14 protein-coding genes and 1 CRISPR repeat array are annotated in these 14,096 nt (G+C 69.7%); of the genes, 12 read left to right on the top strand and 2 right to left on the bottom strand.

What is annotated here, in order from left to right; genetic code table 11:
- Positions 1-73: 73 nt before the first annotated feature.
- The 5 genes from OG623_RS34745 (at position 74) to OG623_RS34765 (ending at position 4,051) form a co-directional block, all read left to right on the top strand.
- Complete coding sequence (locus tag OG623_RS34745; protein ID WP_331726049.1) at positions 74-667, top strand: helix-turn-helix domain-containing protein; 594 nt, start codon at positions 74-76, stop codon at positions 665-667.
- Positions 668-700: 33 nt separating this feature from the next.
- On the top strand, positions 701-1,975 hold the full coding sequence (locus OG623_RS34750; RefSeq protein WP_331726051.1) for an MFS transporter: 1,275 nt from the start codon (positions 701-703) through the stop codon (positions 1,973-1,975).
- A 407-nt stretch (positions 1,976-2,382) separates the two neighbouring features.
- Entirely contained in the window at positions 2,383-2,583 is a 201-nt protein-coding gene (locus OG623_RS34755) for a winged helix-turn-helix domain-containing protein (protein ID WP_331726053.1), read from the top strand.
- A 60-nt stretch (positions 2,584-2,643) separates the two neighbouring features.
- Positions 2,644-3,054: a transposase gene (locus OG623_RS34760; RefSeq protein WP_331726056.1), complete on the top strand. Its 411-nt coding sequence runs from the start codon at positions 2,644-2,646 to the stop codon at positions 3,052-3,054.
- Between the two features lie 343 nt (positions 3,055-3,397).
- The gene (locus tag OG623_RS34765) at positions 3,398-4,051 is read left to right on the top strand and encodes a cutinase family protein (RefSeq protein WP_331726058.1); all 654 of its coding nucleotides are present in this window, start codon (positions 3,398-3,400) and stop codon (positions 4,049-4,051) included.
- A 2-nt stretch (positions 4,052-4,053) separates the two neighbouring features.
- A CRISPR array of direct repeats spans positions 4,054-4,692; the repeat unit is 29 nt; unit sequence GGGACCATCCCCGCGGGCGCGGGGAGCAC.
- A 321-nt stretch (positions 4,693-5,013) separates the two neighbouring features.
- On the opposite strand, the gene OG623_RS34770 is transcribed toward OG623_RS34765, so the two are convergent.
- The gene (locus OG623_RS34770) at positions 5,014-6,354 is read right to left on the bottom strand and encodes a hypothetical protein (protein ID WP_331726060.1); all 1,341 of its coding nucleotides are present in this window, start codon (positions 6,352-6,354) and stop codon (positions 5,014-5,016) included.
- A 220-nt stretch (positions 6,355-6,574) separates the two neighbouring features.
- Between OG623_RS34770 and OG623_RS34775 the strand changes: the two genes are divergently transcribed.
- Both OG623_RS34775 and OG623_RS34780 read left to right on the top strand, forming a co-directional pair.
- The gene (locus OG623_RS34775; RefSeq protein ID WP_331726062.1) at positions 6,575-7,084 is read left to right on the top strand and encodes an ATP-binding protein; all 510 of its coding nucleotides are present in this window, start codon (positions 6,575-6,577) and stop codon (positions 7,082-7,084) included.
- Positions 7,085-7,420: 336 nt separating this feature from the next.
- The gene (locus OG623_RS34780; RefSeq protein WP_331726064.1) at positions 7,421-9,163 is read left to right on the top strand and encodes an SUMF1/EgtB/PvdO family nonheme iron enzyme; all 1,743 of its coding nucleotides are present in this window, start codon (positions 7,421-7,423) and stop codon (positions 9,161-9,163) included.
- Here OG623_RS34780 and OG623_RS34785 read toward each other — a convergent pair.
- The gene (locus tag OG623_RS34785) at positions 9,158-9,586 is read right to left on the bottom strand and encodes an NUDIX hydrolase (protein WP_331726066.1); all 429 of its coding nucleotides are present in this window, start codon (positions 9,584-9,586) and stop codon (positions 9,158-9,160) included. The two genes, OG623_RS34780 and OG623_RS34785, sit on opposite strands and share 6 nt — an antisense overlap.
- A gap of 44 nt (positions 9,587-9,630) precedes the next feature.
- Between OG623_RS34785 and OG623_RS34790 the strand changes: the two genes are divergently transcribed.
- The 5 genes from OG623_RS34790 to OG623_RS34810 all read left to right on the top strand — a co-directional run bounded on the left by OG623_RS34790 (position 9,631) and on the right by OG623_RS34810 (position 13,992).
- Complete coding sequence (locus OG623_RS34790; RefSeq protein ID WP_331726068.1) at positions 9,631-10,455, top strand: sugar phosphate nucleotidyltransferase; 825 nt, start codon at positions 9,631-9,633, stop codon at positions 10,453-10,455.
- Positions 10,456-10,544: 89 nt separating this feature from the next.
- Positions 10,545-11,345 carry a hypothetical protein gene (locus tag OG623_RS34795; RefSeq protein WP_331726071.1) on the top strand — a complete coding sequence of 267 codons (801 nt, stop codon included), beginning with the start codon at positions 10,545-10,547 and terminating at the stop codon, positions 11,343-11,345.
- Positions 11,346-11,357: 12 nt separating this feature from the next.
- Positions 11,358-12,899, top strand: a complete 1,542-nt coding sequence (locus OG623_RS34800) for a B12-binding domain-containing radical SAM protein (RefSeq protein WP_331726072.1) — start codon at positions 11,358-11,360, stop codon at positions 12,897-12,899.
- Positions 12,896-13,549 (top strand): dTMP kinase, encoded by a 654-nt coding sequence (gene tmk, locus OG623_RS34805; RefSeq protein ID WP_331726074.1) that lies wholly within the window; start codon positions 12,896-12,898, stop codon positions 13,547-13,549. The genes OG623_RS34800 and tmk overlap by 4 nt, the downstream gene beginning before the upstream one ends.
- Entirely contained in the window at positions 13,546-13,992 is a 447-nt protein-coding gene (locus OG623_RS34810) for an NUDIX domain-containing protein (RefSeq protein ID WP_331726076.1), read from the top strand. Before tmk ends, OG623_RS34810 begins: the two co-directional genes overlap by 4 nt.
- Positions 13,993-14,096: the final 104 nt, after the last annotated feature.

A 14,096-nucleotide genomic window follows, 5' to 3' on the forward strand; every position in this document is an offset into this window, starting at 1 on the left:
GCGGCCGGGGAAGAGACCATCCAACTCTGAAGCAGTTATTGCGAAGTTTTCACTTCACACCTACGGTAAGCGCATGCGACCGAACCACGAGCCTGAGCAGATCACCGACCTGTCACGGTTGAGGGCGTTCATGAACCCGCTGCGGATGCAGCTGTACCGGCTGCTGTACGCCGCGGGCACCGCGACCGCTTCTCAGCTCGCCGAGCATGTCGACGAAACGCCGTCGCTGGTCAGCTACCACTTGCGCAAGCTGGCCGAGCACGGCTTCGTGACACAGGCGAGCGGTCAGGGCGCCGACGGCCGTGAGCGGTGGTGGCAGGTGGCATCCGAAGAGGGCTGGGGCTTTCGCGACTCGGACTTCGCGGACACTCCCGAGGGCGCGGCCGCCGTCGGCGCGGTGACCCGAGGGATCTTCGACACTCGCGTCGCCCAGTACCGCACGTATCTCGACCAGAGGTCCGCCTGGGGGAAGGCGTGGACCGATGCGTCCTTCAGCTCCGAGTGGCTGCTCGACCTCACCCCGGCCGAACTCGCCGAGATGAGCGATGAGCTTGAGGCGCTGGCCCGGCGCTGGCGGGAACGGGGCAAGGCCGCCAAGGCGGCCGACGGTACCGAGGAGCGCGAGCACGTGTCCGTGCACCTCTACGGCTTTCCCTTCCGGTCCTGACTCAGCCGGATTCCCGACGTACTGGAGCCCACGATGGCCACCTCAGAGACTGTCCTGCCCGAACACGCTTCCACACCGGCCCACCGCGACGGCAACGTGCTGCGTTGGCTGACCGCATACACCGTCTCCCTCGTCGGCGACAGCGTGTACTTCGTCGCCCTGGGCTGGTCCGCCCAGAAGGCCGCCGGTCCTACCGAAGTAGGTCTCGTCATGGCCTCCGGAGCGTTACCACGGGCGTTACTCATGCTCGGTGGGGGCGTGGTGGCCGACCGATTCGACCCCCGCCGGGTGATTCTCGGCAGTGACACGCTGCGCTGCCTCCTCATCCTGGCGGTGGCCGCTGGTATCGCACTGACGGCGCCGGCCTTGTGGATCCTGGTTACGGTGGCGCTCGTCTTCGGCGCCGTCGACGCGCTGTTCGTGCCCGCGGTCGGTGCCCTCCCGCCCCGGATCACCGCGCCTGACCAGCTGGCGCGGATCACCGGGATGCGCACGCTGTCTACGCGCCTCAGCCAGATCGCGGGCCCGCCGATCGGCGGCCTGGCCATGGGACTCGGCGGACCCGCGGCTGCCTTCACCGTTGCCGGACTGCTCATCGCTCTGTCCCTGCCGCTCCTGCTGACGATACGGATACGGCCTCTCGTGGCGAGCGGCGCCGAGCAGACGGAGTCCGGTACCGCGCGGCAGGAGCTGCTCGACGGCCTGCGCTACATCCGCCGCCACTGCCTCATCGGCCCGCTCGTCGCCGCTGGCGCCATCTGTGAACTCGGCCTCACCGGCACCCTCAACGTCGGCATGGTGCTCCTCAACGCCGAACGTGGCTGGGGCCCTTCCGGCTACGGCTGGATCGTCAGCAGCTTCGGCGCAGGTGCCGCCGCCAGTGCCGCGCTGCTCGCGATCGCCGGTTGGCTGCCGCGTGCAGGCCTGATGATGGCCGGGACGCTGCTCGTGGGCTGCGCGGGCGCGGCCACGATCGCGCTGGTGCCGACCCTGTGGCTCGCCGTGGTGCTGGCTGCGGTCGTCGGGCTGAACGCGGGTGTCTTCGGCAGTCTGGACAACGCCCTCATACAGACTGCGGCGGACCCGGCCTATCTCGGCCGGGTCACCTCCGTCGTCATGCTCACCATGGTCGGTCTCGCCCCCCTCAGCTACCCGCTGGTCGGCGCCGCTATCGGGGCCTGGGGAGCCGCCCCGGTGTTCGTCGGCTGCGGCATCTTCGCCAGCCTGGGCGTGGGCATCGCCCTGGCGTCCAAGGCGGTGCGGCACGCCGAACTGCCCCGGCGGCAGCCAGGCGTGACCATCTATTGATCCGAAACGTTTGGGTTCACGCTCGTTGTTGGTGTGTGAGTGATCTGGTGGGGGAGGCGCGGACCTGGTCGCCGGACGCGCAGGAGGCCGTGCGGTTGCTGGCGTGTCGACGCTCGTGGAGGGCCGGGGCCGGGCGGAGGTTGCGGACCTGTTCAAGGTGTCGGTCAGGCCGTGGACAACTGGTGGGCGAGGTGGCAGGTCGGCGGGCGGGACGCGCTGCTGTCCCGGCCGCGAGGCCGACGCGCGGGTGGACATCAGGTTCTGTCCGAGACCGAGCAGGCCGCCGTGCGGCAGGCTGTCCTCGATCACACCCCATCCGGCCTGGGGCTTTCCGGTCAACTGCGGACGCGGGGCAGATAAGCCGGCTGATCTTCAAGCTGTACGGGGTCCACTTCACCGAGCCCGGGGTGGGCAAGTATCTCAAGCGCTGGGGGCTGACCTTCCAGCAGCCGGACAAGCGGGCCGTCGAGCAAGATCCGGAAGCCGTCCGAGCGTGGCACGAGGAGACCTGGCCAACAATCCGTGCCCAGGCGAAGGCCGATGACGGCGAGATCCTGTTCGCCGACCAGGTCGGGATCCGCTCGGACCAGGTCACCGGCCGCCCCTGAGGCGTCAAAGGGAGGACCCCGGTGGTTCGCCGCACCGGAAACAGGTTCTCCGTGAACGCGATGTCCGCGATCAGCACCAAGGCCCGGATGCACTTCATGATCTTCACCGAGTCGTTCGACGCGACAGTCATGTGCCGCTTCCTCGCACGCATCGTCGGACACTTCGACCGGAAGGTCCACCTGATCGTCGACCGGCACTCAGCCCACCGCTCGAAGACCGTCCGGTCCTGGCTCGCCGACCACCAAGACAAGATCGAACCGCACTTCCTGCCCTCGTACTCACCCGAGCTCAACCCGGACGGGCTCGTCAACGCCGACCTCAAACGCAGCCTGCCCCACACCCACCAGGCCAGGAGCCGGACCGAACTCGCCGCCGAGACACGCAGGTTCTTCCACCATCGGCAACGCCAACCCCACGTCATCACCGGCTACTTCAAAGCTCCGCACGTCCGCTACATCCTCGACGAGTGAACCCAATGAGTTTCTGATCAATACTTCCTCTGGAACCTCAAGTCCCAGTCTCCAGGTGTGCGCGATCTAGGGGAAGCTTCACTCGTAAGTAGGCCCTCTCTCTCCGTCCTTCGGGAGGCACCGGATGCCGACTTTCCGGGGCGCACTCCGGAGGCGTGCGATCGCCGGGCGCGCGTCTGTTCCCACGATCCGTCGCCCTGCTCACGGCATTTCGCCGCTCCGACGCCGATGCGCGGGGATCTACTGAACTCTCCGCGTGCCGCCAGCAAGTGTCATGGCGGCGCCGCCTCGGGTACGGCGCGGGAGCGGGCGTGCCGGGGCAGTCCTGAGTGAGGGGAATCGTATGCAGTTCAAGAGGGCCACCACTGCGCTGACCGGGCTTCTGTTCACAACCGGTCTCACCGTGTCGGTGGGTTCACCAGCGCTGGCGGCCGCTCCGTGCGGGGGCACGTACACGATCGTGGTGGGCGGTACCGGCAGTTCGTGGGACAACGACGGATTCACCGGCAATATCCAGCAGCACGTCGGCTACCCGACACAGATCCCCAACGGGGCAAGTGCCCGGGCGGGCGTCAACGAGCTGAACCGTCTGGTGCGTGAACAGCGCAACGCCTGTCCGGACCAGCACGTCAAGATGGGCGGATACTCCCTGGGCGCCGCCGTTGTGCACACCTGGGTCACCGAGAACTGGCAGACCTTCGGCAACGTCAACGCCGTCCTCGTCTCGGACCCCAAGCGCCAGGGCCCGCCCGGAGCCAACGGCGGCGCGGTGCCGTTCGGCGGGCTCGTCGGCGCCCCGCTCGCGGGCGCTGACAAGTTCTTCGGAAACGTGCCGGTCAAGACGATCTGTCACTGGGACTATGTCTGCGACGAGTCCGCCGGAATCCAGACCTATCCCGAGAACCACGTCAAGAACTATCCCCTCGACTTCAATATGGATCATCACAACGACAGTGCCAACGAGGTCTGGTACAACGGCAAGCCGTACCCGGCGTAACCGGGACCATCCCCGCGGGCGCGGGGAGCACCCATCCTCGTTCTGCGGTGCGGTTACGCGGCGGGGACCATCCCCGCGGGCGCGGGGAGCACCACCGGGTGGCGGGACCTCGATGCGACCGTGCGGGACCATCCCCGCGGGCGCGGGGAGCACACCAGATGCTGCACGCCCTCGGCAACGGGGTTGGGACCATCCCCGCGGGCGCGGGGAGCACAAGGGGGATGACCGGTGACGACGCTCAACTTCGGGACCATCCCCGCGGGCGCGGGGAGCACGAGCTCATCTACGACCTGTTCCAGCACGCCGTGGGACCATCCCCGCGGGCGCGGGGAGCACCACCGGGTGGCGGGACCTCGATGCGACCGTGCGGGACCATCCCCGCGGGCGCGGGGAGCACCGTCGGGGGTGGGGTCCCCGCCGGCCAGAACAGGGACCATCCCCGCGGGCGCGGGGAGCACACCAGATGCTGCACGCCCTCGGCAACGGGGTTGGGACCATCCCCGCGGGCGCGGGGAGCACTTCCGCTCGGCTGGTCGTAGAAGACCCGGGCGGGGACCATCCCCGCGGGCGCGGGGAGCACTGCCGCTCGGCTATCAGGGCAGTTACCAGCGGGGGACCATCCCCGCGGGCGCGGAGAGCACTCTTCGTGACCTGCAGTGTTGTCCAGCCTAGCTTCTGGTTTGGAGCAGTTTCACCGAAACGGTCATAGACCCCAAAAGGTAAATCTCCTTCCTCGTTGCTTCCCGCAAGTGCCGGAACGGTTCTCGTAAGAGGGCCCCCTTGCCGGACGCCGGACGCCGGGTCAAGGCCTCAGGAGCAGAGCTCCTGCTTCAACAGGTGAGGTCCGCGGCCGGCAGCCGCGCGGCTGCCGGCCCGTCGGGGGCCCACTCCGCCACGCTGCTGGAGCGCCCCTGGGAGCGTCATCGGTGTCCAGCGCCCTGGCGCTGTAGGGCAGCAGCCCCCTACGCCGCCTTGAGCGCGGCGACCTGGCGGCCGCGTTCCTCCAGTTCCTGGACTCCCGGGACACGACGGTAGGCGGGAAGGGCCTTCAGCATGGTCTTCAGGTGCTCGTCCCCGCGGGCGGACGCGATGGTCACGTGTTCGTCGAGGAACGTCCCCCAGGTCTGGCAGGCGGCTTCGATGTGGCGCATGCGGAACTGTCGCTCGGCGATCACCCCCGTGCAATGCAGGCGCCCCTGCCGCTCCAGCGGGGAGCGGGCCGTATTCGAGCGGCGCAGGGAGGCGATCGAACCGTCCTGGTCGCCCAGGTGCCAGCGCACGTGAGCCTCGTGGAAGAAGTAGGCGGCCTGGTCGTACCCGCCCACCGCGTCGCGCCGGTCGTCGGCGCGCGCCAGTGCGCTCTCCGCCTCCTTGAGCCAGCCCATGGCGGCCTTACGGGCGCCGGTCATCGCCGCGGCGGCGGCCTGCTGGCCGCGCAGGAATGCCACGAGGCGCGGGCCCGCGGACGGGGCGGCCTCGGCGGCGGCGTCGGCCAGCTCCAGCCCCTTCTTGCCATGGCCCAGGTGCGTTGCCTGCAGGCTCATTCCGCGCAGGGTGCGGCAGTAGGTGAGGTGGTCCTCGGCGGCGCCGGCGAGGTCGAGGGCGCGCAGGTAGTACTTCTGGCCCAGGCCTTGCTGGTCCTCGTACATGGCCATCCAGCCCGTGAGGTACACGAAGTCCGCGACGGCGGCCCGCATGTCGCGGGTGACCTTGCCCGTCCCGCCGGCCTGGAGGTAGGGCCCGGCCGTGTTGACGAGGAAGGCAGCGGCCATCGGGCGGGCGTGCCCGGCTCCGACCTGGTCCAGGATGTCGGCGACCTTGTCGGTCATGGTGCGGACGGTCTCCACGTCGGAACGGCCCACGCGCACCGTCCGCCCCGCCGACGCCGCCTCCAGTCGCCCCGTCAGGTCCTCGTACCGCGGCACGGCCAGTACCGCGGCGTACATCCCGGTCTTCAGCGCTCCCCGGCGTGTGGGGTCCATGTCCGTCCGGCTCAGGTCGATCACTCCTGCCACCATGTCGTGCTTCGCCGCCGGCTTCTCCTCGCTCGGCCAGCCGGTCTCCGCGGACGTTACGGGCCGCCCGAGCAGCCTCGAGAGCGCTTCGGCGATGACGTGGCGCGCTTCGGGCCTCGGCACGGATCCGGCGAGCCAGTGCGACACGCTGCTCTTGTCGTAGTGCAGACGGACACCGAGTTCGCGGCCTACGGCGTTCACCCTGCGTGCGAGCTGCGCATTTTTGATTCCCCCTGACTTCATCAGGGCCGCAAGAGCCGCGTTCGGTGTTCGCGGGCGACGTGCCATCGATGACCCCCTGGTGCGTTCAACCAGTTCAACCGTGCCTCCACTCTGCTCCCTTACCCACCGGGACGTCGGGGAGTTGAGTGATTACCGGCCGTTCGGTGGACCTCTTCCGGGCGGCCCGATGACCCGGTTCGTCCCGTCGCCCCCGTGCGGGACGAACCGTATGACCGGACGACGAAGCACCTGCGACGCCGCCCCACGATCTGCGGAAGGACTGGGTATGACCGCGACCGCGAACGGCCGTGCGGCCAGAGCGGAGCAGCGCCTCAGCAGCACATCTCCCGTTCTGCGGCTCGGCACCACGGACCGAGCCATGGAGCTGTGCATTTCCCGCTCCTCCCGACCGGGCCCCGGCGTCGACGGTGAGATGTCCGCAGAGGACCGGCTGTGGCCGGGGCGCGTCCGGCGTATCGGCCGGGAACAGCTCCGCCGATGGAAGCTGGACGACCTGGGCGAGCCTGCCGAGCTGTGTCTGAGCGAACTGGTCACCAACGCCATGCGGTACGGGCAGGGGCCCGTCGTCGGCGTACGCCTGTATCGCACCGCTTCGCACCTCGTCATCGAGGTGGCGGACGGGTCTCCCGACCGGCCTGTCCTCGGCATCGCCGGCTCCGACGAGGAGAACGGCCGCGGGCTGGCCCTGGTCGACGCCGTCGCGGAATCGTGGGGCGTCACCGAGGACGGCACCTGCACCTGGTGCCGCCTGAGCGTGCCGGAGGACCAGCGGTGATCGCACACGCTCAGACCGGCCTGCCCACCGGTTCCCTGCCGGCTCACGCCCACGGACGCAGCATGAGTACGCGCCCCGAGCGCCTCGCCGAGACACGGGACCAAGAGGCAGAGCAGAGGGACAGACAGAAGGCACACAGACAACCCGTGCGCCCCATCACTCGCCCGCCCCTCCTTTCCTACGTCACACGCACCCGTTCACCTGTTCCGAAGGGCGCCCATGTCCCGACGCGCGTGCCAGATCGCGGTGTTCCTCACCGCCATCGCCGCCCTCATCACCGCAGCGTCCGTCAAGCCCATGTAGCTCTCTCCACCAGCGAATCTCCCGGAGATGCCCATGCTCACAGCTGATCTCAAGGACATGGCCGCGAGAGTGGCCGCCCTCCACGGACCGTACGAAGGTGAGGGCCCGGTTCTCACGACAGCGCCCGTGCTTGCCCTGGGGGTCTTCGAGCGCGTGGGGTCGAACTGGTTGTCCGACTCACTGCGCGCGGGGATGCCTCAGCACAACGAACCGTTCCGCCAGCAGCTCAGCAGGAAGCACCCGGCGTCCCCGCACAACCGCGTCCCGCTCGAGCTGACGGGCGGTGCATGGCTCGGGGAGCTGGAGCTGCACCATCTGGTCTGTGCGCTGAGCGATCTCTACGGGCACCCGCGCCACCTGGTCAAGGAGACCAACCTCCTCTTCTCCACCGACACCACGCTCACGCTCCTGCCCTACTCTCCGGTGCTGGTCCTCACGCGTGCTCCGGTCGGGATCGCCTCCAGCTTCGCCCGCGGTCGTCTGTGGAAACGCTGGGGCTACGGCGAGCGGTACGGGCAGGTCGCAGCCACGGCTCACTCCGCGCGGTGGCGCCGCGAGTTCGAGTCGCTGCTGCCGCAGGACGACCCCGAGGAGCTGGTCGCGTTGGGGCGCCTGATCGCCGTGAACGCCCTCCTGCTCGCCCGTGCGCTGGTCGACCGGGAGCACACGGTCGTTCCGTACGAGCAGCACGTCGAAGACCCCGCGGGGACTCTCAGCCGCGTCGCCGGCCTGCTGCACATCGAGCAGCCGGCCCCAGCACCACTGCGGCCTGCCGGCTCCACCGCTGCGGACGCCACGTTCGCCACCACCGGACACAAGAACGAACTCGTCGCCGACCTGGACCGCCGCAGCGCGGAACGCGTGAGCGAACACGTCCACGCCACCTTGAGCCGCGCCGCGCGGACGCTCGATCCGCAGATCACCACGACTGCTGCCGGATGGCTGACCGGGGACGAACTGTATGAGCTGCGTGAACCGGTCGTACGCCCTCGCGGAACCGCGCGGCCGGCAGCAACCACCCGGCAGGTGCCGCTCCCTGTGTACTGCCCGACGCCCGGGATGTCCTGGCGGAACACGCTGGTCACCAACCGGGAAATGGCTGACCTGCTCACGATGCTGCACGCGGCCGGGCTCCCGAACACTCAGTGCGGCGTCAACCTCCTGCTGTGTCCGATGGCGCACGAACGCGGCGGGCGGCTGCACTTCGATCAGAGGCGGCGACGTTGGACGGTCAGCCCCGGCTTCGAGACCCACCCGGCGTACTGGGTCACCTGGGCAGGAGCAGCCGCTGTGGCCGCCTGGTCCGGAGCACGCCTACCGACACGAGCCGAAGCGCTGGAAGCCACGTCCGGAGCTCTGCCGGCGTACAACTGCGGCTACGCGACGGGGGACGCCTCCTCCGTCGCCGAAACCGGCCGTGGCGCCGGTCAGGTCCACCACCTGGTGGGGAACCTGCAGATCTGGTGCGGCGACGGCCCCACGCAGCATGCGGCCCGCCCCGAGCAGCGCTTCCTGTTCGGCGCGGCGTGGAACACCCCGGGAACCAGGGAGGCGATCGAGGCGGAGCGTTCGAGGTATCTGCTGGGCTCCTCGCGCGGTGTCGGTGTCCGTCTCGTGCGCGACCCCGACACCACTCAGGCAACCGGGCTCGGTGCGTGGGAGCTGGCGCACCGGATCAACGGCTGGGTCGACGGCCTCGGCGATCCAGCCTGCTCGCCGGGCGAGCTGGACCGCCGTCTGGTCACCGCGCTGATCGCGGCCCAGGGGAGCTCATAGGCCGATGGCGGACTTGGGACCCATGTACGAGCCGGCCCCGGGAAAGCCCTCCTGACACAGCTTCACGAACGTCTCGCTGAATCCCAGGCCGGGCAGGTCGTCAAGCTTGACGAACGCGACCTGCCGGATCGGGCGTGTATCCGCGCCCTCCGTGACGGCCCCGATCTGCCCGCCGATCCGCCGGGCCTCGAAGGTGACGTGAACGACATGAGCCTTGACGTTGTCACACAGGTACAGCAGGCGCCCGACCTCGACCTCGACGCCGGTCTCCTCCCGCATTTCGCGGACCAGGGCTTCGGCCAGAGTCTCGCCGTCCTCGAGCTTGCCTCCCGGGAGGCTCCACGACCGCGTGCTGTCCGTGTCCTGGTCCAGGAGCAGAATCTCGTTGTCCTCGATGACGATGCCGGTCACGCGTGTATGCATGCCCGGACGGTATCGCCCACCGACCTGGTCGAGGGGGAACACCGATGAAAGAGCGCCCGTCCGCGGTCGTCATCGCGGCAGGAGGACTTGGCACCCGTGTCGCAGGCTGGTCCACGCTCCTGCCCAAGGAACTACGCCCTGTCCAGGGGCGCCCCGGCCTGTTCCACGTTCTGGAGGAGGCCGCGGAGTCGGGTGCCGACCGTGCCGTGGTCGTGCACCATCCGTACTACGCCCCGCTCATCGACTGGGTCCGTCAGGTTCTCGCTCCCGGAGCTCTGGCCAGATACCGGGCACTGACTCACCAGCCGGCCGGCCAGTGCCCGCCGACCGAACGCATGCGGGTGGACTTCGTCGCCCAGCACGGCCGCTACGCCGACATCACCTCCGCGCTCAACGGCTCCGAACACCTGAACACCGGCGACATCTGCCTGGCGTTCGCTGACAACGTCGACCCGACCCATACGGCCCTCTCCGAGCTCATGGCCACCGCCTCCCCGGGCACCCCGGCAGTTCTCGCCGGGCCGTTCGATCTGCGGGCCGCCGGCAGCCACGGGGTCATCGTCTGCGCCGGCACAGAGCCGGAACTCACCATGGCGGAGCTGGTCGAGAAGCCTGACGCCGCCCGCGCCGCAGACCTGGCCGCCGAGCATGGAGCCGACCGCCTCCGCCTGCTGCAAGGCCGTGCCCGGCTGACACCCGGGCTGCTGCACCACCTGACAGCGGTCGCACGGCGCGCGGCCACAGAGCCGAAGTTGTCCCTGGCTCTCGCCGCCTACGCCCGTCATCACTCCGTGGCCGTCGTCACCCACACCCGAACCATGATCGATCTCGGTGCCCCTGATACCGCCAAGATGGCACTCACGGGGTGAGCCGGGGGTCTTTTCGCAGTCGCGCACGCAGACCCCGCGTGCCGCGAGAGGCTACGGCGCAGCAGCCGCACCGCACGAGGAGCACCACCATGACCGTCCTGACGACCGATCACCCCGCCTGGATCGAGACCGGACCGGGTAACCACGCGCGGGCCGTACGTACGGCCTCCGGCCTCTGGGTCCTGTCATGGGGCCGAAACGGCCTGAACACGACATGTGTGGACGGCACCGAGGACGTGAAGCCGGAGCTCGTCACCACCAACCCCGCCTGCCTGCCGACCGGCGTCCCCGCCACGCTCAGGACCGGACTCGAAGGCCTCGGAGTCTCGCAGCGCCTCGCCAACCCGTGGCTCTGGGACGCGATCACCACGGCGGTCCTGCGCCAGGTCGTACGGGCAGGGCAGGCCCGCAAGCTGTACCGGCAGTGGTGCCAGGCGTACGGGACGACCGTCGAGGGTCCTTCCGGTGAGCTCGCCACTGCCCCCACGCCCGGGCAGGTCCTCGCCCTCGCGGACGAGCAGTTCGACGAGATCGGAGCCAAGTTCCACCGCAGCGCCCTGCAGGCGGCCGCCGAGCACTACGAAACGCACGCCGCGCACTGGATCGGCCTGGAAGCGCCGGAGCTCGCAGCCGCGCTCACCGTGATTCCCCGCATCGGCCCCTGGACCGCCGCGGCGGCCGCCACCGACTTCACCGGCGACTTCGGTGTCTACCCGCACGACGACCTCGCCGTACGTACCTGGGCCGCGCAGATCGCGCCCGCCTACCCCTGGCCTGACAAGAAGGACAAGGCGTTCGGCCCGCTCTGGACCGGCTGGGCCGGACCCGACCGCACCGCTCTGCACACCCTGACCCTCTCCACGCTCACCTGGGGCTCCCATGCCCGCTGAACCGGAGGACCGATGCAGCAGTTATCCCTTCTCTCTGGTGCCGACCCTGCGCACCCCCTCGACGCGCTGTTCGTGAACGCGCCCCTGCGCGACTACAGCCGCCGCCCGCGGACCAACGACTACACGCTGCCGGTGCTGGGCATGGCCTACATCGCCACGTACGCCCAGCAGGCCGGCTTCAACGTAGGGGTGCTCGACGCCGAAGCCCACGGCCTGGGCATCGTCGAGACCGCTGAGCACGTCAACGCGGCCCGGCCTCGCTGGGCGGCCATGAATCTCCTCGCCCCCACCTACGAGATGTCCGCGCGCATCGCGGAACGCCTCGACCCCGGCATCGCCCTGATGGTCGGAGGCCACCACGCCAAGGCCATGCCCGACAGAGTCCTGGACGATCCGCGTATGGCCAACCTGCGGGCCCTCGTCCTCGGCGAAGGCGAGCTGCGGGTCGCCGCGCTACTGGAGGACGAGCAGCGGCGCCGTGAGCTGCCCGGGGTCCTCTGGCGGGACCGGCTGCTCGGCACCCGTGCGGCCGGCGTCCCGTCGGGCAGGCCGAACCCGCAGATGCTCGGCCCGGACATCAACGCCTTGCCGTACGTGAACCGCGCCTTCCTGCCCCAGGATCCGTACCGGGCCGCGCCGACGGAAACGGACCGCCGCCTCGCCGCCGACCGCTCCACCGGCCGGCTGAAGACGGCGGCAAGGGCCGGCCACCTGGAGGCGAACATCGTCGGGAGCCGCGGCTGCCCCTACAACTGCACCTTCTGCGGGGCCGCCGTCACCGCCAACCCCGACGTCACCATCCGCGTCCGGACCCCCGAGAACATCATCGGCGAGCTGGACCAGCTGCACGACGCGTACGGAGTGACCGCCTTCCGCTTCGTCGACGACCTGTTCCTCGGCGTGGGGCGGGTGATCGACGAACAGATGGAGGCCTTCACCCGGCACCGGATCGGCGAGCGCTACGTGTGGGACGCCACCGGCCGCATCAACGTCCTGGACCGGCTCGACGACCGCGCTCTCGACCGTCTCGTGCGGAACGGTCTCCGCGAGGTCGCCCTCGGGATCGAGTCGGGCAGCGACCGCGTCCTCCGAGCCATGGACAAGCGGATCGACGCGGCGATGACCGAACGCGTCACCCGCCGCCTGGTCGAGCACGGCATCGGCGTGAAGGGGTACTTCATCCTCGGCTTCCCGGGTGAGTCCCACGACGACATCGCGGCGACCGTCCACCACATCCGCACTCTCTGGGCCATAGCGGACAGGAACCCCGGGGACGTACGGGCCAGCGTGTTCGAGTTCCGCCCCTACCCCGGCACACCCGTCTGGACGACCCTGACCGGTGCCGGCCACGATCCGGAGAAGCTGCTCGCCTACGCGGACGTCGACCTCACCGGCGACGGTGCCGAGGAGTCCATGCGTCAGCGCGACGAGTTCAACTTCTCGGTCGGCATCCAGTTCAGCGACGTCCCCCTGGCCACGGTCCGCTCTACCCTCGCCACGCTCACCCGCGAGCAGTACGAACGCGGGCGGGCCGGTCAGGGAGCGGCGGCGTGACGCCGGGACGCGGGCGGTTCATCACGCTCGACGGTCCCAGCGGGGTCGGGAAGTCCACCACCGTCCAGGCTCTGCACGAAGAGCTGACGGCCCGGGGCGTGCCCGCGCACAGGACCGCGGAACCCACCACCAGCGACCTCGGCCGCTTCGTCTCCGCGCACTTCGGACGGATCCGCGGGCACGCCCTGGCCTGCCTGGTCGCGGCCGACCGCTACGAGCACGTCGAGCACGAGATCAAGCCGCGGCTGGGTGCCGGCGAGACCGTGATCACCGACCGGTACGTGGCCTCGACGCTCGTCATGCAGCAGCTCGACGGGGTGCCACTGAAGTTCCTGCTGGGCCTGAGCGCCAACGTCCTGATGCCGGATCTGGCGGTCGTTCTGACGGCGGATCCGGCCCTCATCGCCGAACGGATAGCCTCGCGCGGCCCCCGTAACCGGTTCCACCGGGATCCGACCGCTCCCGGGCGCGAGGTCCTCCTGTACGGGGCCGCGGCCCGGACCCTGACGGCCGCAGGAGTGAAGGTGCTCGTCGTCAACACCGGTGAAGCCACCCCGAGGGAGGTTGCTGCCTCAATCGCCGACGCGGCCCCCGATTCGCCGATAACGTCGGCTGCTTCACCGCAGTCGACACCATCCCAGGGACCATGACACCGGAACCACTCGCAGAACCCGTCATCGACACCCACGTCATCGTGCGTGAAGGCGACAAGCTGCTCTTCTCCCAGCGCGGCGGCCCGTACGGCTACGGCCGCTGGCACATGCCCTCGGGCAAGCTCGACCGGGGCGAGGCCCTGCGAACCGGGGCCGCCCGTGAACTGCTGGAGGAGACCGGTCTGACGGTCGACCCCGCCCACCTGCGGATGGTGCACGTGGTCCACCACCGGCAGAACGCCGAGATCGACCGCATCGGCTTCTTCTTCGAAGCGACCCGGTGGAGCGGGGACCCCGTCAACAGGGAACCGGAGAAGTGCCTCGGCCTCGAGTGGTTCAGCGTGCACGAGCTCCCCGAGGACATCATCGAATACCCGGAGAAGGGGCTCCGCGGCTACCTGGAGGGCACCGGCGCGCTCACGGAGCACGGCTGGGAGTAGGCCGCGGGCGGGGAGAGGCGGGGCCTGGTTCGCAGCGGCCGAGCCGGACACTCTGGCGTGCCAGGATCGTCGGCCGGCCACAGCCCCCGGCCCGGCGATGGACG

The organism is Streptomyces sp. NBC_01012 (assembly GCF_045162755.1).
Taxonomy (GTDB): Bacteria; Actinomycetota; Actinomycetes; order Streptomycetales; family Streptomycetaceae; genus Streptomyces.